This is a genomic window from Streptomyces sp. NPDC046349 (genome assembly GCF_055587885.1).
Map to the genome: position 1 here is coordinate 633,531 of NZ_JBVJFK010000003.1, position 20,650 is coordinate 654,180.

16 protein-coding genes are annotated in these 20,650 nt (G+C 74.3%); 3 read left to right on the forward strand and 13 right to left on the reverse strand.

Annotation, left to right across the window (positions count from 1 at the left end; genetic code table 11):
- Positions 1-11: 11 nt before the first annotated feature.
- Together ACZ6JS_RS09930 and ACZ6JS_RS09935 are read right to left on the reverse strand one after the other, a co-directional pair.
- Entirely contained in the window at positions 12-671 is a 660-nt protein-coding gene (locus ACZ6JS_RS09930) for a TetR/AcrR family transcriptional regulator (protein WP_469297136.1), read from the reverse strand.
- A 35-nt stretch (positions 672-706) separates the two neighbouring features.
- Positions 707-1,321, reverse strand: coding sequence for a sigma-70 family RNA polymerase sigma factor (locus ACZ6JS_RS09935; protein WP_469297137.1), 615 nt, complete (start codon positions 1,319-1,321; stop codon positions 707-709).
- A gap of 154 nt (positions 1,322-1,475) precedes the next feature.
- Between ACZ6JS_RS09935 and ACZ6JS_RS09940 the strand changes: the two genes are divergently transcribed.
- On the forward strand, positions 1,476-2,510 hold the full coding sequence (locus tag ACZ6JS_RS09940) for a MerR family transcriptional regulator (RefSeq protein WP_469297138.1): 1,035 nt from the start codon (positions 1,476-1,478) through the stop codon (positions 2,508-2,510).
- On the opposite strand, the gene ACZ6JS_RS09945 is transcribed toward ACZ6JS_RS09940, so the two are convergent.
- The 3 genes from ACZ6JS_RS09945 to ACZ6JS_RS09955 all read right to left on the reverse strand — a co-directional run bounded on the left by ACZ6JS_RS09945 (position 2,501) and on the right by ACZ6JS_RS09955 (position 6,564).
- Entirely contained in the window at positions 2,501-3,877 is a 1,377-nt protein-coding gene (locus ACZ6JS_RS09945; RefSeq protein WP_469297139.1) for a cryptochrome/photolyase family protein, read from the reverse strand. The two genes, ACZ6JS_RS09940 and ACZ6JS_RS09945, sit on opposite strands and share 10 nt — an antisense overlap.
- Positions 3,874-5,454, reverse strand: coding sequence for an SDR family oxidoreductase (locus ACZ6JS_RS09950; protein WP_469297140.1), 1,581 nt, complete (start codon positions 5,452-5,454; stop codon positions 3,874-3,876). Before ACZ6JS_RS09950 ends, ACZ6JS_RS09945 begins: the two co-directional genes overlap by 4 nt.
- A gap of 120 nt (positions 5,455-5,574) precedes the next feature.
- Positions 5,575-6,564 carry a GlxA family transcriptional regulator gene (locus tag ACZ6JS_RS09955; protein WP_469297141.1) on the reverse strand — a complete coding sequence of 330 codons (990 nt, stop codon included), beginning with the start codon at positions 6,562-6,564 and terminating at the stop codon, positions 5,575-5,577.
- A gap of 171 nt (positions 6,565-6,735) precedes the next feature.
- Here ACZ6JS_RS09955 and ACZ6JS_RS09960 point away from each other — a divergent pair, with 171 nt between their 5' ends.
- A complete protein-coding gene (locus ACZ6JS_RS09960; RefSeq protein ID WP_469297142.1) occupies positions 6,736-7,329 on the forward strand; it encodes an isochorismatase family protein in 594 nt (197 codons plus the stop codon).
- Between the two features lie 49 nt (positions 7,330-7,378).
- On the opposite strand, the gene ACZ6JS_RS09965 is transcribed toward ACZ6JS_RS09960, so the two are convergent.
- Positions 7,379-13,252 (reverse strand): WD40 domain-containing protein, encoded by a 5,874-nt coding sequence (locus ACZ6JS_RS09965; RefSeq protein WP_469297174.1) that lies wholly within the window; start codon positions 13,250-13,252, stop codon positions 7,379-7,381.
- A 163-nt stretch (positions 13,253-13,415) separates the two neighbouring features.
- On the opposite strand from ACZ6JS_RS09965, the gene ACZ6JS_RS09970 reads away from it, so the two are divergent.
- Positions 13,416-14,606 (forward strand): SLC13 family permease, encoded by a 1,191-nt coding sequence (locus tag ACZ6JS_RS09970; RefSeq protein ID WP_469297143.1) that lies wholly within the window; start codon positions 13,416-13,418, stop codon positions 14,604-14,606.
- A 25-nt stretch (positions 14,607-14,631) separates the two neighbouring features.
- On the opposite strand, the gene ACZ6JS_RS09975 is transcribed toward ACZ6JS_RS09970, so the two are convergent.
- The 7 genes from ACZ6JS_RS09975 to ACZ6JS_RS10005 all read right to left on the reverse strand — a co-directional run bounded on the left by ACZ6JS_RS09975 (position 14,632) and on the right by ACZ6JS_RS10005 (position 20,468).
- Positions 14,632-15,453 (reverse strand): inositol monophosphatase family protein, encoded by an 822-nt coding sequence (locus ACZ6JS_RS09975; protein WP_469297144.1) that lies wholly within the window; start codon positions 15,451-15,453, stop codon positions 14,632-14,634.
- Positions 15,434-16,057 carry a hypothetical protein gene (locus tag ACZ6JS_RS09980; protein WP_469297145.1) on the reverse strand — a complete coding sequence of 208 codons (624 nt, stop codon included), beginning with the start codon at positions 16,055-16,057 and terminating at the stop codon, positions 15,434-15,436. Before ACZ6JS_RS09980 ends, ACZ6JS_RS09975 begins: the two co-directional genes overlap by 20 nt.
- A gap of 18 nt (positions 16,058-16,075) precedes the next feature.
- Positions 16,076-17,023, reverse strand: a complete 948-nt coding sequence (locus ACZ6JS_RS09985) for a hypothetical protein (protein WP_469297146.1) — start codon at positions 17,021-17,023, stop codon at positions 16,076-16,078.
- A gap of 139 nt (positions 17,024-17,162) precedes the next feature.
- A complete protein-coding gene (locus ACZ6JS_RS09990; protein WP_469297147.1) occupies positions 17,163-17,900 on the reverse strand; it encodes a tyrosine-protein phosphatase in 738 nt (245 codons plus the stop codon).
- A gap of 126 nt (positions 17,901-18,026) precedes the next feature.
- Positions 18,027-18,992 (reverse strand): MsnO8 family LLM class oxidoreductase, encoded by a 966-nt coding sequence (locus ACZ6JS_RS09995; RefSeq protein ID WP_469297148.1) that lies wholly within the window; start codon positions 18,990-18,992, stop codon positions 18,027-18,029.
- 13 nt (positions 18,993-19,005) lie between these two features.
- Positions 19,006-19,524 carry a hypothetical protein gene (locus ACZ6JS_RS10000; protein WP_469297149.1) on the reverse strand — a complete coding sequence of 173 codons (519 nt, stop codon included), beginning with the start codon at positions 19,522-19,524 and terminating at the stop codon, positions 19,006-19,008.
- Between the two features lie 50 nt (positions 19,525-19,574).
- Entirely contained in the window at positions 19,575-20,468 is an 894-nt protein-coding gene (locus ACZ6JS_RS10005) for an alpha/beta hydrolase (RefSeq protein WP_469297150.1), read from the reverse strand.
- Between the last annotated feature and the right edge of the window lie 182 nt (positions 20,469-20,650).

A 20,650-nucleotide genomic window follows, 5' to 3' on the forward strand; every position in this document is an offset into this window, starting at 1 on the left:
GGCCCGGGCGGTCAGCCGCGCGGGTGGTCGCCCGCCGCGAGCAGGTTCAGCACAGTGGCCTCCATCGCGGCGCGCGCCTCCTGCGGGCTCTTGCCGCCGGAGCGCCAGTGGTTCCAGGCCCCCCACGTGGTGACGGCGTCCAGGCCGTCGAGGAGCTCCGCCGCCCGGCTCTCGTCCAGGCGGCCGAGCTCCTCCGCGAAGATGTCGGCGACACGGCGCCGGGCGTCCGCGAACGCCTCGTCCGTGACCTGCTGGATGCGCGGCGAGGGATGGTCGATCCGCATCAGCGTCAGCCGCGCCGGGGTGATCCACTCCAGGATCCGCGCCCGCTGTTCGGCAAGCGCCGCAACCCTGACCCGGCGGGGCCCGGTCCGGGGCAACGGCCTTATCTGCTCGGCCAGTTGCTCCAGCCGCCGGGTGATGGCGAGGTCCACCAGCTCGGACATGTCGGCGAAGTGGTGGAAGACCAGCCGGCGGGAGACTCCGGCGCGTTCGGCGACGCGTTCGGCGGGGAACTCCACGGCGCCCTCGTCGAGCAGGGCGAGCAGCGCGTCCACGATCTTGTCCCGGGTGCGGCGTCCGCGCTCGGTCCGCCCGTCCACCCGTACCGGCGCCGGGCCGGGCACCCGGTCGTCCGCCTCCGCCACCGCTGCTCCCTCCGCCGTACGCATGGCCGCCATTTTCGCACCCCCGGCACGGCTCGCGCCTACCCCGCCACGGCCGGGCCGGCCGCGGCCGCCCCGGCGGCGAAGCTGTGGCGCATCCGGTGCAGACCGCGCCGGGTATGGCTCTTGACCGTGCCGAGCGGCATGCCGGTGCGCTCGGCGATCTGCGTCTGGGTGAGGTCCCCGTAGAAGGCCATGGCCAGCACCTCCCGCTGCGGGCGGGGCAGTCGCGCCAGCTCGCCGGTGACGATCAGCCGGTCCAGAACGGCTTCGGGGCCCTCCGCGGGCTCGTCCTGCGGGGGCAGGGCGGCGCCGGCCGCGGTGACGAGGTCGAGGCGCCGGGTGCGCTCCGTGAGCGCGTCGGCGATCTTGCGCCGGGTGATGCCGACGAGCCAGCCGGGGAAGGCGCCGCGCTCCGGCCGGTAGCCGGCCCGGCCGCGCCACGCGGCCAGGAAGACCTGCTGGCTCACGTCCTCGGCCTCGCGGGGATCCCCGAGGGTGCGGGCAGCGAGGGTCTGGACCAGACCGCCCCATCGGCGGTAGGCGGCGGTCAGGCACTGCTCGTCGCCGCGCACGAAGCCCTCGGCGACCTCGTGGTCGAGGAGGCGGTCCCCTGTTTCGGGGGACGGCCGGGCGGTGGCACTCAGGGCGGTCATGGCGGCTGCTCCTCGGGCCGGGACCGGAACCGGGCCGGTCGGCGGACGGGTGCCCCGCCCCGTGGTGTGCCGGGCGGAGCCCCTCCAGAATCCGGCCCGTGCTCGTTTCGAAACCACTCGCATCGTTTGTGCGTCGCATCGCATCATGGATCCCATGACGGAGTTCGCACACGGCTTGACCACGGGGGCGGTGGCCCGCCGGCTCGGGGTCGCCCCCACGACCCTGCGCACCTGGGACCGGCGCTACGGCATCGGGCCCGCCGCCCGCGAGGACGGCCGGCACCGGCGGTGGACCCCCGAGGACATCGCCGTCCTGCACGAGATGTGCCGGCTGACCTCGTCGGGGATACCGCCCGCGGACGCGGCGCGGGCCGCTCTCGCCGGCCCGGCGCCCGTTGCGACGACTGCGGCCGCCCGGGCCGCTCCGGCCGTTCCGGCCGCCGCCCCGGAGCCCCTCCCGCGGCCGGCCCGCGGGCCCGGCTCGGGCAACGGCCTGCCGCTGGGCGCCGTACGGCAGGAGTGCCGAGGGCTGGGGCGGGCCGCCGTACGCCTCGACGCCGGGGCCGTGGACGAGGTGCTGGGTTCGGTGATCTCCCAGTACGGCCTGGTCACCGCGTGGGAGGAGGTGATGGCGCCGACCCTGCACGCCGTCGGCCGCAAGTGGGAGACATCGGGCGACCGGTACGTCGAGGTGGAACACCTGCTGTCCTGGCACGTGTCGAGCGCCCTGCGCCGCGCCGCCGGGACCCCGCCCGCCGGGGCGAGGACGGGTATGCCCCCGGTCCTGCTCGCCTGTGTGCCGGGCGAGCAGCACACCCTCGCGCTGGAGGCGCTGGCCGCGGGGCTGGCCGGGCTCGGCCTGCCCACCCTCATGTTCGGGGCGGCCGTGCCGCCCGAGGCCCTCGACCAGGCCGTACGCCGGACCGGCCCGGCAGCGGTCGTGCTGTGGTCCCAGGCCCGGTCCACCGCGAACCACCCGCTGGCCCGGCACATCGCCGAGGTCGCGTGGGGCGTCAAGGGCGCCCGCGCCCGGCCGGCGGTGCTGCCTGCGGGCCCGGGCTGGGCGGGTCAGCCCCTCGCCCCGGGCACGCTGCGGCCGCGCGGGCTGCGGGAGGCCCTGGTTCTGCTGCGCGGACTCTGCGACGCGGGTGCCGGTGCGGGGCGGCCCGCCGCCGCGGATCAGTCCTGACCGCGTGCCCTGCGGAAGCGGGCCAGCCCCTCGGGGAGTGCGATCAGCGGATCGGGATAGCCGCCGAACCGGGTGCGTACGGAGTCGGCCAGCTTCCACGGCTCGTGGATCTCGGGGCCCCGCAGTGCGGCGAGTTCGGGCACCCATCGGCGTACGTAGGCGCCCTCGGGGTCGTACCGCTTGGCCTGGATCACCGGGTTGAGGACCCGGTTGGGGCGGCTGTCGGTGCCGGTTCCCGCCATCCACTGCCAGTTGAGCTGGTTGTTGGCTACGTCACCGTCGACCAGCAGGTCGAGGAAGTGGCGTGCTCCGGCGCGCCAGTCGATGTAGAGCGTCTTGGTCAGGAACGAGGCGGTGAGCAGGCGGCCGCGGCCGTGCATCCAGCCCTCGTGGGCGAGTTGGCGCATGGCTGCGTCGACGACGGGATAGCCGGTGCGGCCCTCACGCCACGCCCGCAGGTCGGCCTCGGCCTGCGGGCCGCGGCGCCAGCGGTCGGACCGGGTGCGGTAGTCGGCGTCGGCGACGGCGGGGCGGGCGGCGAGGAGCTGGTGGTGGAAGTCCCGCCAGCAGAGCTGCCGTACGAAGGCCTCGGCGCCCGCTCCGCCCCGGGCGCGGGCTCGGTGCACGGCCTCGGCCGCGGACAGCGCACCGAAGTGGAAGTACGGGGACAGGCGGGAGGTGGCGTCGGCGGCGAGGTCGTCGTGTCCTTCCTCGTAGGCGTCGGCGTGCCGGTCGAGCCAGTTCGCGAGCCTCTTGCGGCCCTCCTCCTCGCCGCCGGTGGCCAGGCCCGCGGAGACGGTTCCGGCGGCAGGCCGGGCGGGGAGGCCCTCGGACCGGATGCCGGGCGGGACCCGGACCACGCGCGGGGCCGCGAGGGGCGGGCGCAGCCCCTGGCCGGACCAGCGTCTGAAGTACGGGGTGAACACGGCGAAGTGGTCTGAGCCGTTCGGTGTCACGGCGCCGGCGGGCAGGGCGGTGACGACCCCGTCGTGGACGTAGAGGCGCCGGCCGTCGGCCTCCAGCGCCCGGCGCAGCCTCTGCTCGCGCCGCAGGGCGAAGGCGCTGCACCCGGCGGCCATGTGCACCTCGTCGGCGTCGGCCTCCCGTACGACGGCGCACACTTCGGCGACGGGATCGCCCGAGCGGACGACGAGCCGGCCGCCCCGCCGGCGAAGCGCCTGGTCGAGGTCGGCGAGGCAGTCCGCGAGGAAGGCGAGCCGGTTCGGCGCCGCGAAACCGGCGTGGTCCACCGCCGGGTCGCGTACGAAGAGCGGGACGGTCTCGTTGCGCGGTCCGAGCGCCGCCCGCAGCGGCGGATGGTCGTGGACCCGCAGGTCGGAGGTGAAGAGGACGACCGAGACGTTCATGCCTGCGCTCCTCGGGTGGGGCCGCCGGCCGCAGCGGCGGACCCGGCCGGCTGCGCCGACCCGGGTGATTCTGCCGCCGCCTCGGCGGTGCGCGCGATGTTGCGGGCCATACCGCCGAAGACGAGGGCGTGGAAGGGCGAGACGCTCCACCAGTAGGCGTGGCCGGCCAGGCCGCGGGGGTGGAAGAGCGCCCGCTGCCGGTACCGGGTGCGTCCCTCCTCGTCGAGTTCGGCGTACATCTCCAGCCAGGCGAGGCCCGGCAGGCGCATCTCGGCGCGGAGTCTGAGCAGCCGCCCGCGTTCGATCTCCTCGACCCGCCAGAAGTCGAGGGAGTCGCCGATCCGCAGGAGCGTGGCGTCGCGCCGGCCACGGCGCAGACCGACACCGCCGACGAGGCGGTCGAGCCAGCCGCGGACGGCCCAGGCGAGCGGGAAGGAGTACCAGCCGTTCTCCCCTCCGATGCCCTCCACGACCCGCCACAGCGCTTGGGGCGGGGCGTCGACGATGCGCTCGCGGACGTCGGTGTAGAGGCTGCCGCCGGCCCAGTCGGGGTCGGTGGGGAGCGGGTCACTGGGCGCGCCGGGTACGGAGGCGGAGGACCAGCGGGTGGCGACCTGGGCGTCGCGGACCTTCTGGAGGGCGAGCGAGAGCGCCGTGTCGAAGGAGATGGGGGTGCCGGGCGGGTCGGGCACCCAGTCGGCGATGTCGTGCTCGTCGCAGACGACCTCGTACTTGAGGGATTCCGCGAGCGGGCGGGCGATGGACCGGGGCACGGGGGTGACCAGGCCGACCCAGTGGCTGGACAGGCGCGGCGTCAGGACCGGGACCGGGAAGATCAGCCGCCGGGGCAGTCCGTCGACGGTGGCGTAGCGGCGCATCATCTCCAGGTACGTGAGGACTTCCGGGCCGCCAATGTCGAAGGCGCGGCTGACGTGGTCCGGCATCCCGGCGCTGCCGACCAGGTAGCGCAGCACGTCGCGGACGGCGATGGGCTGGATGCGGGTGCGCACCCAGCTCGGGGTGACCATCACGGGCAGCCGCTCGGTGAGGTAGCGGAGCATTTCGAAGGAGGCCGAGCCGGAGCCGATGATGACTGCGGCGCGGAGCACGGTGGTGGGAACCCCCGAGTCGAGGAGGATGCGCCCGACCTCGGCGCGGGAGCGCAGATGGGGCGAGAGGGCGTTGTCGGGTACCCCGGTCGGGGTGAGTCCTCCCAGGTAGACGATGCGGCGCACGCCGGCGGCGCGGGCCTGCTCGGCGAAGGCGCGAGCGGCCCGGCGGTCGGTCTCCTCGAAGTCGCGCCCGGTGCCCAGGGCGTGCACGAGGTAGTAGGCGACGTCGACGCCCTCCATGGCGTGGGCGAGCGACGCGGCGTCGGTGACGTCGCCGCGGACGATCTCCGTCTGCCCCGCCCAGGGGTGGTCGCGCAGTTTCGCGGGGGTGCGGGCGAGGCACCGGACGCGGTGTCCGGCTTTGATCAGCTCGGGGACGAGGCGGCCGCCGATGTAGCCGGTGGCGCCGGTGACCAGGCACAGTGAGCCGGGCGGGTGGGCCGGGTGCCCTTGGGTGTCGGTCATGGAGGTGCTCCGTTTCCGCCGTCGACCGGGGTGGTTCCGTGATCTCTTCCTCGGCCGCGGCCGGTACGGATGCAGGATGTCCGCCGGATGGCCCCCTCGCCGCTCGCGAGGCACCCCCCCCTAGACCGGGGAGCGGAAGCGGTTGCGGTACTCCGTGGGGGTCGTGTCGAGAGTGCGGCGGAAGGCCCGGATGAGGGTGTCGGTGGTGTTGAAGCCGCAGGCGGAGGCGATGCGGTCGAGGGTGGCGTCGGTGGATTCGAGCTGGTTGCGGGCCACCTCGACGCGGGCCGACTCGATGTAGGCGGCCGGGGTGGCGCCCAGTTCCGTCTTGAAGATCCGGGTGAGCTGCCGTTCGCTCACGTGGGCGTATCCGGCGAGGTCCGCGACGGAGAGCCGGCCGGCGAGGTTGCGGGTGACGTAGTGGCGGAGGTCCTCGGTGCGCCGGTTCGTGGACGGGGGCGCGAGGGGGACGCTGAACTGGCTCTGTCCGCTCGGCCTTTTCAGGTACATCACGAGCTGCCGGGCGACGCGCAGGGCGACGGCCTCGCCGAAGTCGTCGGCCACGAGGGCGAGGGACAGGTCGAGGCAGGCGCTGATGCCCGCGCCGGTCCACACGTCGCGGTCGCGGATGAAGATCGGGTCGGCGTCGACCTCAACCGCCGGGTGGTCGGCGGCGAGCTGCTGTGCGGTGGACCAGTGGGTGGTGGCGCGCCGGCCGTCGAGCAGCCCGGCCTCGGCGAGGATGTGGGCCCCGACGCAGACGGAGGCGACGCGGCGGGTGCGTCCGGCGAGGTCCTTGACCCGGCCGACGACGGCAGGGTCGGCGACGGCGCGGGCGCGGCCGGCGTCGTCGATCTCGACCGAGCCGGGGACCAGCAGGGTGTCGACTCTCCGGCCCGCCAGCTCGGCGAAGGTGGTGTCGGGCAGGATGCGGACCCCTGCGGAAGTGGTGACCGCGTCGTCGGTCTCGGCGGCGAGGAGGACCTGGTAGCCGGCGGCGTCGCCGACCTCGCGCCGCAGGAGGGCGAAGACCTCCGGTGGGCCGGTGACGTCCAGCAGGTCCACGCCGTCGAAGAGGACGACCACGACGAGCCGGCCGGCGCTGTTCACGGGGGTCTCCGTTCGGTGGGCCGGGGCAACGGGACCGCCCGCGGCATGTCTGTTTCTGCAAGTTGGATGACATTGCAGACACTACCCGGGGGCTCATAGCGTTCCGGGTACGGCCCGCCTGCGCGGAGTGCCGCCACTCGTTTCGACCTGACACCCGAGGAGGGTTCCTCCATGCCCACGACCACCCTGCGTGAGCTCAACGGCCTCGACCGGACGCCGGCTTCACTGGCCGAGGCGACGCTGGTCCTGGTCGACTACCAGAACACCTACACCCGAGGCGTGCTGGAGCTGACGGGCTGGGAGGCCGCGCTCGAGGCCGCCGCCGACCTGCTGGCCCGGGCCCGCGCCGCCGGCGCGAAGGTCGTCCACGTGATCCACGACGACGGCGAGGGAACCCTGTACGACGTGCGCCAGGACATCGGGCGGATCCACCCCCGGGTCGCCCCCGCCGAGGGCGAGGCCGTCGTCGTCAAGACGGCCGCGCCCAACGCGTTCGTCGGGACGGACCTCGGCGAGCACCTCGACGCCGCCGGCCGCAAGGACGTGGTCGTCGCCGGGTTCATGACCCACATGTGCGTGACGTTCACGGTGGAGGGGGCGTTCCTGCGCGGCAACCGGCCCACCGTGGTCGCCGACGCCTGTGCCACCAGGCCGCTGCGCGCGGTGGGCGCCGAGCTGCCCGCCGAGCAGGTCCACCAGGCCGCGCTCGCGACCGTCGCCGACCTCTACGGGGTCGTCGTGCCCACCGCCGCGGCCCTGGGCTGAGGAGTGGAGCCGGGGTCCGGCCGCGGTCGCCCGCGGCCGGACCGGCGCGTCAGAGTTCCTCGCCGAGCGGCAGCCGGTGGACGCCCGGCAGGTACTCGTCGAGCTCCCCCGGTGCGAACCGGGACATGCCCACCACGTGCCAGAACTCTCCGGCCACGTCGCCCTCGTACTTGTAGCCGCCGGCCGGTGTCAGTGCCGCCCAGCCGCCCGCCATTCCCATCAGCGTCGCGCGCAGCGACGGCGGCTCCCCGTCCGGCGGGATGCTCCAGAGCCGCACGGTGCCGTCCTCGGCGCCGCTCGCCAGGAGGCTGCCGTCCGGGGAGAAGGCCAGGGAGAGCACCCGTCCGGTGTGGCCCACGAGGTCGGTGGTCCGTTCGCCCGTGTCGGCGTTCCACAGCGCGACCGCGCGGTCGTCGCCGGCCGCGGCCAGCAGCGGCCGGCGCGGATGGGCGGCCACGGCCCACAGCCGTCCGCCGCGGCCGCGCAGGCGCAGGCGTGCCTCCCCGTCCCGCCAGACGATGGCGCTGCCGTCCCAGCTCGCGCTCGCCAGCCACGTGCTCCCCTGGCCGTACGCGACGCCGTAGACGCGGTCCGCGTGGCCGGCGCCGCCGCCGAGCTCCTCCACCAGGCGGCCGCTGTGTGCCTCCCACACCCGTACGACGCTGTCGTCGCAGCCGGTGGCCAGCACGTCGCCGTCGGAGCGGAAGGCGATGGAGCGGACCCGGCCCCGGTGCCCCGCCAGGTTCGCCACGGGTGAGCCGGTCGAGCGGAACCAGACGCGGACCGAGTCGTCGTCGTTGGCGGTGGCGAGCAGTGTGCCGTCGGCATTGAAGGCCTCCGCCCACACGTGCTCGGTCTCGGCGTCGAGCTCGCGCAGGTACTGGCCGCCCACCGGGTCCCACAGGTAGACGTCACCGTCGTTGCTGGCCGTGGCCAGGACGGGTTCGACGGGGCTGAACGCGGCGGAGACCAGCCGGTCGCCACGGCCGAGGAGCTCCTGCAGACGCCGCCCGGTGCGCGTGTCCCAGAGCCGCACGACGCCGTCGTTGCCGGCCGCCGCCAGCCGGGATCCGTCCGCGCTGAAGGCGACGCCGCTGATCCTGCGGCCGTGCCCGCGCAGGATGCGCTTGCCCTGGCCGGTCGCGGAGTCCCAGATCTGCGCCCCGCCGTCGTTGCCGACGGTGAGCAGCTGGCTGTCGCCGGGGCGGAAGGCACACGCCCAGGCGGTGCCGCGGTGGTCGGCGGGCTGCTGGGCGTGCAGGGTGACCGTGTAGCCGTGGGGGCGGCCGGCCACCGTCCAGAGCCGGACCGCGCCGTTGCTGTCGCATGCGGCGAGGAGGTTGCCGCCGTCGCCGAACAGCACCTGGTAGACGGCGCCCGTGCCCCGTTCGAGGACGCCGGCGGGGGTGCCGACGACCGGGTCCCAGAGCCGGACCTGGCCGTCGGTGCAGCCGCTGGCGAGGAGGTTGCCCTCCGGGTGGAAGTCCAGGACGTACACGCGGCCGGTGTGTCCGGTGAACTCGTGCAGCAGGCGGGCGTCGCGCGCCCGCCAGATCCGCACCGTGCCGCCCCGGCCGCCCGCGCCCCGGTCCGCGGTGGCGAAGAGGGTTCCGTCGGGACTGAACCGGGCGCGGTAGACAGCCCCTTGGTGCCCGTCGATCTCCCGGACGCACGTGCCGGTGCTCAGGTCCCACAGCCGTGCCTTGGCGGCCGCGTCGCCGGTGAGCAGATGGCCGTCACGGCTGTGGACGGCGGTGTAGACGGGCGCGGTGTGGCCGGGCAGGCGGTGCACGGGCCGGCCGGTGGCCACGTCCCAGACCGTGACGAGGCCTTCGCGGTCACCGGTGGCGAGGAGCGTGCCGGCCTCGTCGAAGGAGACCGGCCACACGCCGTCGGGGTGGATCTCCAGGTTGTGGCGGCAGGCGCCGGTCACGGGGTCCCAGAGCCGTACGGTCCCGTCGGAGCCGCCGGTGGCGATCACGTCCGGCCGGAACTTCACCGCGTAGACGCGTCCTTCGTGTCCCTGGAGGGTGCGCACCGCCCGGCCGTCGTCGGCGCCGCAGACGAGGACCGAGCCGTCCTCGCTGCCGACAGCGAGGAGTTCGCCGTCGCTGCTGTAGGCGATGGGTTCGGGCAGGCGGCCGGTGCGCATGCCGAAGCCGTACGGGACCCCGACCGCCGAGGGCCGGAATCCGGCGTGCACCGGCATCCCGGGGGCGATCGCGGCGGTCCCGAGTTCGGGGGCGGCCCGCACGGCGTCGTCCATGGTGACGTCGATGAGGGCGGCCCGGTGCCAGCGGCTGCCGGTCAGTACGGCGCCCCGCAGATCCGCCCGGGTCAGGCGGGCCCGGCTGAGGTTCGCACCCGTCAGGTCGGCCCCGCTCAGGTCGGCCCGGTCGAGGCGGGCGCCGGTCAGCCGGGTGCTCCGCAGCAGGGCTCCGGAGAGGTTGGCGCCGATCAGCCGGGTGTCGGTGAGATCGGCGTCGGAGAGGTCGACGCCGCAGAAGTCGCGGTGGGAGAGGTCTTCGCCGGCCAGCCTGGCGCCCCGCAGGTCGGCGTTGGCGGGCACCCGCAGCCGGTCACTGATCCGCACGGCGTTGGCGCGGGCGGCGTCGCTGATCCCACGGGCGGGCGGGTCGAGGACCTCGCGCACCCACCGGGCGCACAGCTCGTGGTCGGCGAGGTCGCAGAAGAACTCGACGGCGAGCTGGCTGAGCGGGCGGGCGACGAGCAGGGTGTGGCGGCCGCGGCCCAGCTGGCGGGCGGCTTCGCGCGCCACGAGCCATTCGACGACGGAGCCGTGGATGAACTGGAAGACGCCGTCGGAGCTGCGGACCAGGAGGCTGCCCGCGCCGACCGCCTGGGCCCGTTCGGACGGGGTGAGCGGGGACTCGGTGAGTTCGCTGAGGGTGGCGGCGACGGTCTCGGTGAGCTCGTCCAGGCGCAGGGCGCTGCGGCCGCTCTCCCACAGCCGCCAGGCCAGCGCGGTCACGGCCGCCCACAGTTCGTCGGCGGTGAGCCCGGGCGGGGCTCCCGGCCCGCCCTGGCCGCGCGCCTCCTCGTGGGCGAGCCATGAGGTGAACACGTCCTCGTACAGCCGGGCCGGGCTGAGCGCGCGGCCGGCGCCGGCGACGGCGCGCAGCTGGTCCTGGCTCAGGTCCGCGACGAAGGAGAGCAGCCGCGGGTTGCGGCAGAGCATCAGGAGGTCGGGGATGTTGCGCAGGAGCCGGTAGCGCTGGTCGGCGGTGCGTTCGTCGCCGTAGCTGCGCACGAGGTAGGAGCGGATCTGCGCCGGGGTGAATCCCTCGACGGACAGGACGCGGCGCTGCGGCAGCAGTCCGACGCGCTCGCCGAGGGCCGTGAGGACCTGGGCGTGCGACTTGAAGTGCTGGGTGCGGCTGCTGACGACGATCTTGGCGTTGTCGACTGCGGCGTCGAGGAGGACCTGGAGGTGGTCGGCGGCCCGGTCGTAGCTGACCCGGTGGACCAGTTCGTCGAAGCCGTCGAAGAGCAGGACGACCCGGCCCTGGGCGAGCATGTAGCGCAGGGCCCGCAGGTCGATGGTGTCGACGCCGTGGCCGGCGAGGTGGGCGGCCACGAGGCCTTCGAGGCTGTGCGCCCGGTCCAGGGTGTTGAGCGGGATCAGCAGCGGCGTCAGGTGCGGGAGCTGTTCGGGGATGCGGCGGGCCAGCTCGCGCAGGGCGAAGGTCTTGCCGTGTCCGAAGTCGCCGAGGAGCAGGACGAAGCGGCCGTGGTCGGATTCCAGGAGCTCCAGGAGCTCCTCGACGAGGCCGTCGTGCTCCTGCCCGTCGGGGCGGTCGGCGTCGCGGTAGCGCTGTGGCAGGTACAGGCCGGGGGCGTAGTGTTCGCTGCTGCCGAGCCGGGCGGTCTGCGCGGCGACGTAGCCGCGCAGGTCGAGCAGGCCCTGGAACTCGAGGAAGCTGCGCACCCTGACCCGTACGCCGTGGCCGGCCGCCCGGCGGCGCAGCCCGCCGGGCGGGGCGTCGCCGCCGTGGACGAGGACGGCCTCGGACCCGGAGTCCGTCGCGTGCACCTGGCGGACGAACCGGTCGATCTCCTCCTCGGTGGGCGTCCCGGGGTGGACGGCGATGCGCTGCTGCTGGACGACGTCGTCCTCCTGCTCCCGCCAGGTCGCCATGATCTGGACCATGTCGCCCGGTTCGCGGCGCGGGACGTCGCGCAGCCGTACGCCGGCCCTGCGCACCCGGCAGATCTCCTTGACGCGCTCGGCGAGCGCGGCGGCGGGATCGTCGAGGATGGCCGGGCCCAGGTCGTGCTCGACGTCGATCACGGGGGGCAGTTCGGGGACGGGGAAGACGCGGCGGGTGTGCCGCCATTCGGCCGGGAACCGCTCGGCCTCGGACGTGATCCGGTCGTCCCACCGGGTCACGGCGTCCGCGGTGACCCGGAGCAGTTGGAAGCGGGCGGGGGCGGCGGATCCGAAGAGCGGCAGCCCGCCGGCGGGTCCGGTGAGCCGGCTGTGTCCGGGGGCGGCGGACAGGGTGCGCGGGCCGCCGGTGGGGCCGTGCAGCAGCAGGTGGAGCCGCGGAGCGGCGAGCCGGGCGAGGGTGTCGACGTCGCGCAGTCCCCCGGGGCCGCCGACGGCATCGCCGGGACGGCGGCCGTCGGTGAGCGGGTGGCGCAGGGCGCCGATGCGCAGCCAGCCCTCGTCCTCGTAGCGGCGCATTGCCTCGGCGAACCAGGCGGCCTGGTCGCGGCCGATGAAGCCGTACTGCTCCTCCTGGCGGTGGCTGTAGGCGATGGAGGAGTTGAATCCGGCGACGACCGTGCTCAGTTCGGGCACGGGGAAGAGGGTCCAGGGCTGGTCGCTGTCGAAGACGGTGTCCAGCCCCTGGTAGAGGCCGCGGAACAGGCGCGTGTAGTGGCGCCACTTGGGCCAGTACGGCGGCTGCGGTGCCACCTCGTCGGCTTCGCAGGTGTGGAAGTAGGCCTGGGACGCGGCCTGGTTCACGTCCTGTGCGCCCGGTACGACCATCACCCGCTGGGGCGACAGGTCGAGCTGGGAGCGCAGGGTGGTGAGGAAGCTGAGGGCCTGGTCGCACTCGCGGGGGCTGCCGGAGGCGGTGAGGTCGCCGGTGACCACCATCAGGTCGGGGGACGGGGCTCCCGCGTCCCTGAGCATGATCAGGTCGCCGCGGATCTGGCGGCTGAGCGAGTCGGGTTCGCGGCCCCGCCCGAAGTCGGGCCCGGCAAGGTGCAGGACGGTCACGGCGTCCTGGCCGCTGCCGGCTGCGCCGGCCGGGGAGGTCTGCGGGTAGAGGGGCGCCCGGGCCGGACGGCGGCGGCCCGCCCAGCCGGGGCCGGCGAGCGCACTCGGCCGGAGCCGGCCCGGGTGGGCCTGCTCGGGGAGGCGGACTCCGCCCGGGCCGCCGCCCGACGCGGTCCCCGACGCCGTGGCCGGTCCGCCGCCGGGGTAGCCGGGGCGCCGGACGGGGCGGGCGTGCCCGTCGACGGCCTGCTCGACCCGGGTGAGCAGCAGGGAGCGGGCGGTGTCGGTGTCGGCGATTCCCACCAGGTCGACGTAGGTGATCGTGGCGAGGAGCCCCTCGATCGGCATCTCGTCCACGCGGACGGTCAGGAGACGTCGTTCGGGTGACTCGGGGGAGGCCCGGAGCGCGGCCTGCCATTCCATGCGCCCGTAGGTGGAGCGTTCGTAGTGGCGCGACAGGACGGCGATCACGGCGACGGACTCGCTGACTCCGCGGTCCATGAAGTCTATGAAGTTGGTCCCCGGTACGAAGTCCCAGGCCTGCACCACCGTGCGGTAGCCGGCTTCCTCCAGGGTCCAGGCGATCCATGCGGCCCATTGCTCGTCCGCCGGCGAATAGCTGATGAAGAAGTCGAACTCCCGTTCCGGCGACCCGAATTGCCCGTCCGTCATCATGGGACCCATGGTAGGGCGGGGGCTCCGGTCGCGGCCTTTCCCTGCATGGAAGGGTCGCGGAGCCCGCGGATCCGGTCACCCGGGCCGGGCGGGGGTGGGTGTCCGGTTCCGGCCGGGCCCGTCTGCCGTCCCGGCGTGTGCCTGTGCGACTCTGTTGGCCGTGTCTCTCCTCAGGCGTCTGCATCCACTGGACTGGCTGGCCGGCGGGCTGCTCGCACTCGGGGTGCTCTGCGTCGCCACCGGTCTGCTCCCTCGCGCGCCCGCCGGGGACGTCCTGGAACGCATCGGGCCGCTGGTGGTCTTCCTGGCGACGGTCATCGTCCTTGCCGAACTGACCGGTAAGGCCCAGGTGTTCGACGTGGTCGCCACCTGGGTGGCGCGGGTGGGCCGCGGCAACTACGCCCTGCTCTTCCTCCTCTGCGTCGGTTTCGCGTCCGTCACGACGATCACTTTGAACCTGGACACGACGGCGGTCCTGCTGACCCCGGTGATGCTGGCGCTGGCGACCCGGGTGGGCATCGCGGCCGTTCCGCTGGCGATGACGACGGTGTGGCTGGCCAACACGGCGAGCCTGCTGCTCCCGGTGTCGAACCTGACGAACCTGCTCGCCGCGGACCGGGTGGCGCTGGCCCCGTCGGAGATGGCCGCAGCCATGTGGGCGCCGCAGCTGGCCGCGATCGCCGTGACGATGGCCTGCCTGTGGGGCTTCTACTGGCGGCCGGGGCGACGCGGCGCGGTCAGCTACGCGCCCCCGGCGCCGCCGAGCCCCGAGGACCGGGTCCTGTTCCGGGTGTGCGCGGTGGCGTGCGGCGGGTTCCTGTTGGCGCTGCTCCTCGCGGACGTGCCGCTGTGGTCGGCGTCGATGGCGGCCGCGCTGGTCGTGGTGGCGGCCTTCGCGGTCCGCGACCGCGGGGCGCTGCGCCTGTCCCTGGTCCCGTGGCGACTGCTCGTGCTGGTGCCGGGCATGTTCCTGGTCGTGGAGACCGTCAACGCGCACGGGCTGCACGACGTCCTGGCCGCGGCGATGGGCTCGGACAACGGCCTCGTCGGGATGCTGAGGTCGGCCGCGGTCGGTGCGGGCTTCTCCAACGTGCTCAACAACCTGCCGGCCTACCTGGCGGGCGAGGCCGCCATCCCCGAGGCCAACCACCACCAGCTGCTGGCGCAGCTCATCGGCGTCAACGTCGGCCCGGTCATCACACCATGGGCGTCGCTGGCCACCCTGCTGTGGTTCGAGCGGTGCCGCTGGCACGGCACCAGCATCGACCTGCGCCGCTTCGTCGGTACCGGACTCGTCCTCTCGGTGGCCGGCACCCTGTCGGCGACGCTGGCCCTGGCCGCCACCACCTGAGACCCCAGGGACGTCGACGAACGCTTCAGGCGACGGCGCCCACCTCCCGCAACAGGCTCGCCAGGGTCTCGCCGCGCGCCGCGACGAAGCTGCGCCCGGAGTCGTCCCCGGCGAAGTCGGGGGTGAAGGGCGCCCCGGAAAGCGTGCGCAGCTCCACTCCCGCCTCGGCCGCGAGCAGCGCCCCGGTCGGCAGGTCCACGCCCTCGGCGCGGTAGCCGACGAAGGCGTCGATCGTGCCGCGCGCCAGCAGGCTCCAGCCGAGCAGCGGCGCCCACAGCTGGAGGACCCGCCGGCAGTGGAGTTCCAGCGCGCCTCGCAGGGCCACCGCCGTCGCGTCGCCGCGCCGGACGGCGTACCCCTGGGTCCAGGCGACAACGGGTCCGGGGCCCGGCAGGCCGGGCGCGGGTCCCGTCAGCACCCCCTCGCTGCCGTGGGCTCCGTGCCCTCTGACAGCGTGCCAGGTCTGTCCGGTGACCGGCTCGTGCACCACGCCCAGTACCGGGACGCCGGCCAGGCACAGCCCGATACCGACGGCGTAGGCGGGCAGCCCGATCGCGACGTTGTTGCTGCCGTCCAGCGGGTCGACCAGCCAGGTGCGCTCGCCCGAGGCGTCGAGCAGCCCGGCCTCCTCGGACAGGATCCGGTCGTCCGGGAAGTGCCGCCGGATCCGGCCGAGGACGAGACTCTCGGCGGCCAGGTCGAGGTCGACCTGCACGTCCCCGGACTCGTCCTTCGTCCGCAGGCAGTGCACCGCCCCGAAGCGTCTGCGCAGCAGACCGCCCGCCTCCTCCGCGGCGGCAACGGCGATTCGCCGCTCCCGGTCGAAATCAGGCCCGTTGCTGGGCATCGATCCTCCTGAGGACGGTGTGGACGCTGCGCACGGTCTGCGCGCTGTCGCACAACCGGCGGGTCGTACGGCGCGGCCGGCCGTCGAGCGGTCCGAGCGAGAGGTCGCGCCGGCCCGGGACCGACAGCCCGTGCACCAGGGTGGCCGCCGGTCCCGGGCCTTCCAGGGCGGTGGCGTGGAACTCCCCCGCGGGCAGGGTGTACGTCTGCCCGCCGCAGCTGACGTCGACGGGACCGGGTTCGCTGCGCACCAGCAGGGGCGTGGGGCGGATCTCGTCCACTCCGTCGCTGCGGCTGTGCACCTCGAAAACCCGGTGGGTCGCGCCCTCCTCGCCGCTCCGTACCACCCGTGTGCGTACGGGGAGGTTGGCGACCCGGCCGTAGAGCACCCGGCTGCGCAGTTCCCAGCTGTGGGCGTGCAGGGGTGAGGCGTCCGGCTCGGCGCGGTTGTCGGCCTCGAAGAGGTGCACACAGATTCCGCGCGGGCCCTCTCTCAGCAGCGGCAGGCACAGGAACCCGAGCGGATGGCGCACTGCACGCAGTTCACGCTCCCCGGAGGCGATCTCCTCCAGGGAGACAAGGGTCCTTTCGAGCTCGTGGTCCATGGCACGCGCCGGAGCGCCTCACCTCCTGTAGGGATCCTCCGCGTGCAGGGCCTTTTCGATGATCTTGCCGATGTCGCTGTCGGTGAAGACGCGCGGCAGCGGGAGCCGCAGGTCGTCGAAGAGCGTGCGAACCTCGTCGACGGTGGGTTCCTGGCCGAGGGGCGACGCGACCCGCAGATCGAGCACGGTGGCCTGCTCGCGGCTCTGGTGCAACTCGGTGACGTAGTAGTCGTAGAGTGGTTGTCCGCGCTCCACCAGCAGGTTCACCCGGGCCTGGTCGTCCTGGGTGATGACGAGGCAGGTCTCGGAGAGGTCGAAGCGCAGGGTGGGCACGGCCGACGACAGGTGCACGCTGATCTCGAGGGTGGTCAGCTGCCGCTGGTACCAGCAGGCGGCGAGGACGGTCGCGTACGACTCGCGGCGTACCCGGTCGGTGGTCCACACGTCCTCGTCGCCCCTGCGCTGCCCGCCGAACATCTGCCGGAACCGGGCGTAGGCGGCGCAGGCGCGCTCGTCCGCCGGGTTGACGATGTCGATCTTCACGTTGAGCTGGGAGCGCTGCTCCTTGGCCGCGGCCACGCACAGCGGCAGGGTGACCGCCCTCAGATAGGTACCCGTACCGCCTTTGAAGTACCAGAGGTTGGTGTGCTGTCTGGCCTTGCGCAGGGCCTCGCCGACCTCGTTGCCGGAGAGGGAGCGGACCATGGCGAGGTCCTCCAGGGCCCGGCGGGTCCCGCTCAGCGCGTCGTGGATGCTGGCCGGCCGGCGCACCCGCTCCACGATCGAGCCGGCGGCGAGGAGGCCGAGGACGACGAGGGTGGCACCGGAGGAGACGTCGTCGCTGACAACGTCTCCGAAGATGTCCAGGAAGCCGACCGCCATCGCCACGCAGAGGGCGACCACCACGTCGGCGTTGCGCAGCGCCCAGGCCACGAAGCGTTCCAGCCGCCCGACCTGCGCTGCCATGAACGCACCCCCCTCCCCCGCCCCTGCTCCGATGGTAGGGATCCCGCGGCGGCGCCACCAGAGCGACTTCGCGTCGCCGGGCGCCGCCCGCGCGCACGCCGGTTCACACCGGCCCGGCGTTCGCGCGGCCCGGCAGGCGTCAGACGCCGGGGGTCGTCAGCAGCCGGGCGCGCAGCTGGTCCGCGGTCCGGTCCGAGAGCCCCACGCGGTGCTCGAGATAGCCGCGCACCGAGCCGTGGCGGGCCTGGAGGTCCGCCAGCACCAGCTGCATGACCACCGCGGGGGCACGGCCGTAGCTCGGCCACCTCATGACCCGGTCGGGGTTGGCCGCCCGCCAGTCCGCGACGAGGCGTGCGGTGGCCAGCTCGGTGAGCGCGAAGTCGGCGAGGACGTGCTCCTCGGGGACACCGAGCAGGGTGAGGACGAAAGCGGCGATCAAGCCGGTCCGGTCCTTGCCCGAGGTGCAGTGGAAGACCACCGGACCGGGCGCTGCGGCGATGGTCTCCAGGACCTGCCGGATCTCCTCGGCGCCGTCCTCGGCGACCTCGGCGAACCGGTCGGCGAGGTAGCGCCAGGGGTCGATGTCGGGGTCGATCCCGGCCTGGTCGTAGGGCCGGTGCTCGATGCTCAGGTTGACGTAGTGGAACCGCTCGGCCTCGGGCACCCGGCCCTTGGCCGCTATCTCCCACGGGTAGCGCAGGTCGACCACGGTGCCGACACCCAGCTCCAGGAACCTGTCCCAGTCGGCGCCGCGCAGCTTGCCCAGTGAGTCGGCGCGGTACAGGGTCCGCCACCGGACGGCGGCGCCGTCGGCGGTCCTGTAGCCGCCCAGGTCGCGGAAGTTGTGCAGGTTCTCGAATGCGATGTGCCGGTCCATCGGTGCTCCCCCTCGTCCGCGGCACCCCTCCCTGACGGCGCCCGGGACCCACCGTAGATCATCCGCCCCCGCCCGCGGCGCCCGGTGACGGGCGTCGCGGGCGCGGCAGGCTCCGCAGGACACGGCCTAACGGGCGGCCGGCACCGCCGCTTCGCGGGCGGCTTCCGGGAGGTCGAAGGCCTCGGCCAGCAGCTCGTAGGAGCGCCTGCGGTCGGACGGGTCGGCCGTGAGGGTGTTGACGATCAGCTCGTCCACACCGTGGGTGGCGGCGAGTGCCGTCAGTACGGCGTGCACCTGCTCGGGCGCCCCGGAGACGAGGGCCGTGCGGTGCACCTTGGCCCGCTCCAGTTCGGCGCCTGTCCAGCGGTGGCGGCGCGTGGTCGCGTACGACGGCAGCGGCGCGTCCTGGCCGAGGTCCTTGCGGGCGCGCCACAGCAGCAGGCTCTGGGCCAGTTCCTCCGCGCGGCCGGCACTGTCGGCGGTGACCACGCGTACTGCGAGGGCGCCGCCCGCGGGTCGGCCCGTTGCCCTGCGGAACTGGGATCGGTAGTCGTCGAACGCCTCCGCGCCGCCGGCCGGGGAGAAGAAGTGCCCGAACGCGAACTCGGTGCCCAGCAGGCCGGCCAGCCGCGCCGACTCGCGTCCCGCGCCCAGGAGCCACATCTGCGGCGGGACCGGCGGGTGCGGTACGACGCCGCCCGCGCCGAGCAGTGTCCGCAGTTCGGCGAGCCGCTGCGGGAAGTCCCGTGCGGGGCCGCCGGCCCGGCCGATGCCGAGGTCGACCCGGCCCGGGTGGAGGGAGGCGAGGACCCCGAAGACCTCGGCCACCTTCGCCGGGTCGTAGCGCGGCAGCAGCACCCCGCCGGTGCCGATCCGCATGCGCGAGGTGTGGGCGAGCAGGGCTCCCGCGAGGATCTCCGGGGCGCTGCTCGCGAAGCCCGGGGAGCCGTGGTGCTCGGCGGCCCAGTATCGGGTGTACCCGAGGTCGTCGGCGGCCCGGGCCAGTTCCACGGAGGCGCGCAGCGCCTGGTCCGCGGTGTGGTCCTCGCCGACGGGGGTCTGGTCCAGTACGGACAGTCGCGGCTTCGTCATGGCGGGCGGCCTTTCAGTGCTGGTGGGCGGGGAGGCCGGTGGCGCCCGCCACGGTCGCGGGCACGATCCTGAAGTCCCGTTCGAAGACGAGGTTGTGCAGGTCGGCGGCGGCGATGGCGCGCATCGTGGGGAGTTCGGCGGCGGCCTGCTCCTCGTCGAAGACGTTGAGCGGCCATTCGGAGACCGTGGCGCCGCGCAGGTGGGGGTGGTGGAAGCCCGCGCCGTAGTGGGCGTAGAGGGTCACCGGCGGGATGTCGGCGGTCGACTGCTCGTCCCACCAGAGGGTCCAGGCGTGGAAGAGGCTCCCGTCGTCGGCGCGCTGGACTCCGCCGGCGTCGACCACGCCCTGTCCGAGGAGGAGTTCGTCGTTGAGTTCGGTGAGTGCCTGCCGGGCGTACGGGTCGAGGAGCCGGGCGGCGGTACGGAAGTGCTCCTCCTTGTCCGGTCGGGTGACGGCTCCGCCGTGGTGGCCGTCGCGGAGGTCGGCGAAGTGCCGCAGCAGGGCGTCGAGGTTGGGGCTGTCGGGGCTCATGTCGGCTCCAGGTGAGGTGGGTTGGGGTGCGGACGGAAAGCGGGGGCGTCTCAGGCGCCGGGGGTGGCCGGTGAGGTGAGCAGGCGCAGGGCCACGCCCAGCCAGCCGCGCAGGGACGCCGTCTCGGGTGCGGCGCTCGTGGAGGGTCCCGGTTGGAGGAACGCCCCGTGGCCGGTCTGCCCGAACTCCCGCAGGGTGACCTCCACTCCGGCCGTGTGCAGCAGGCGGGCGTAGCGGTGTACGTCGTCGCTGACGGGGTCGAGGTCGCCGGTGGCGAGGACGGCCCGCGCCACGCCGCGCAGGTCCGCCGCCTCGAACGGGGTGCTGTGGAGCCGGGTGCCGTCGGCTGCGGCGGGCCGGCCCGGGGCCCGGTAGTCCTGCCAGGCCGCCCTCAGGTAGGAGGCGGTGGGGAACATGTCGGGGAAGCGGTGGTACGAGGCCGCCGTGCAGCCGGGGTCCAGCGGGGGGTAGGCGAGCACCTGGGCGGCGAGCGGGAGGGCCCGGTCGCGGCAGGCGAGGGCGGCGCAGGCGGCGAGGGTGGCTCCCGCGCTGTCCCCGCCGACGGCGACGGGTGCGGATTGCCCGCCCCGTCCACCGGCCCGCTCCCTGACCTGTTCCCGTGCCTGTCGCCGGGCCCAGGCGAGCGCGGCCAGTACGTCCTCGACCATGGCCGGGTGGCGCACCTCGGGGACCAGCCGGTAGTCGACGCTGGCGACGGCGAAGCCTGAGGTCCGGGCGAGTTCGGCGGTGGGGCCGTGCCAGTCCCTGGCGGAGCCGGCGCGCCAGCTCCCGCCGTGGGCCCAGACCAGCCAGCCCTGCGGTGCGGCCGCCGCCGGCCGGTACACCCGGGCGGGGACGGGGCCGGACGGGGAGGGGATGCTCGCGTGTTCCCAGCGGACCTGGGCACGGCTCTGTCCGGCGGCCGAGTGGGCGGGTGTTGCCATCGTGGTTCCTTCCCTCCGTGCCTGGGGCCAACGTTCGCCGCCTCGGCAGGTCTGTCACAAGGCGGAGTTGCCTTAGTTGCCGGGCTGCTTGTTGCGGAGGAAGAGGACGGTGGTGAGGATGCCCAGGACGACGACGGCGGTGTTGACGACGACCGCGGTGGTGATCCCGGCATGGATGTCGG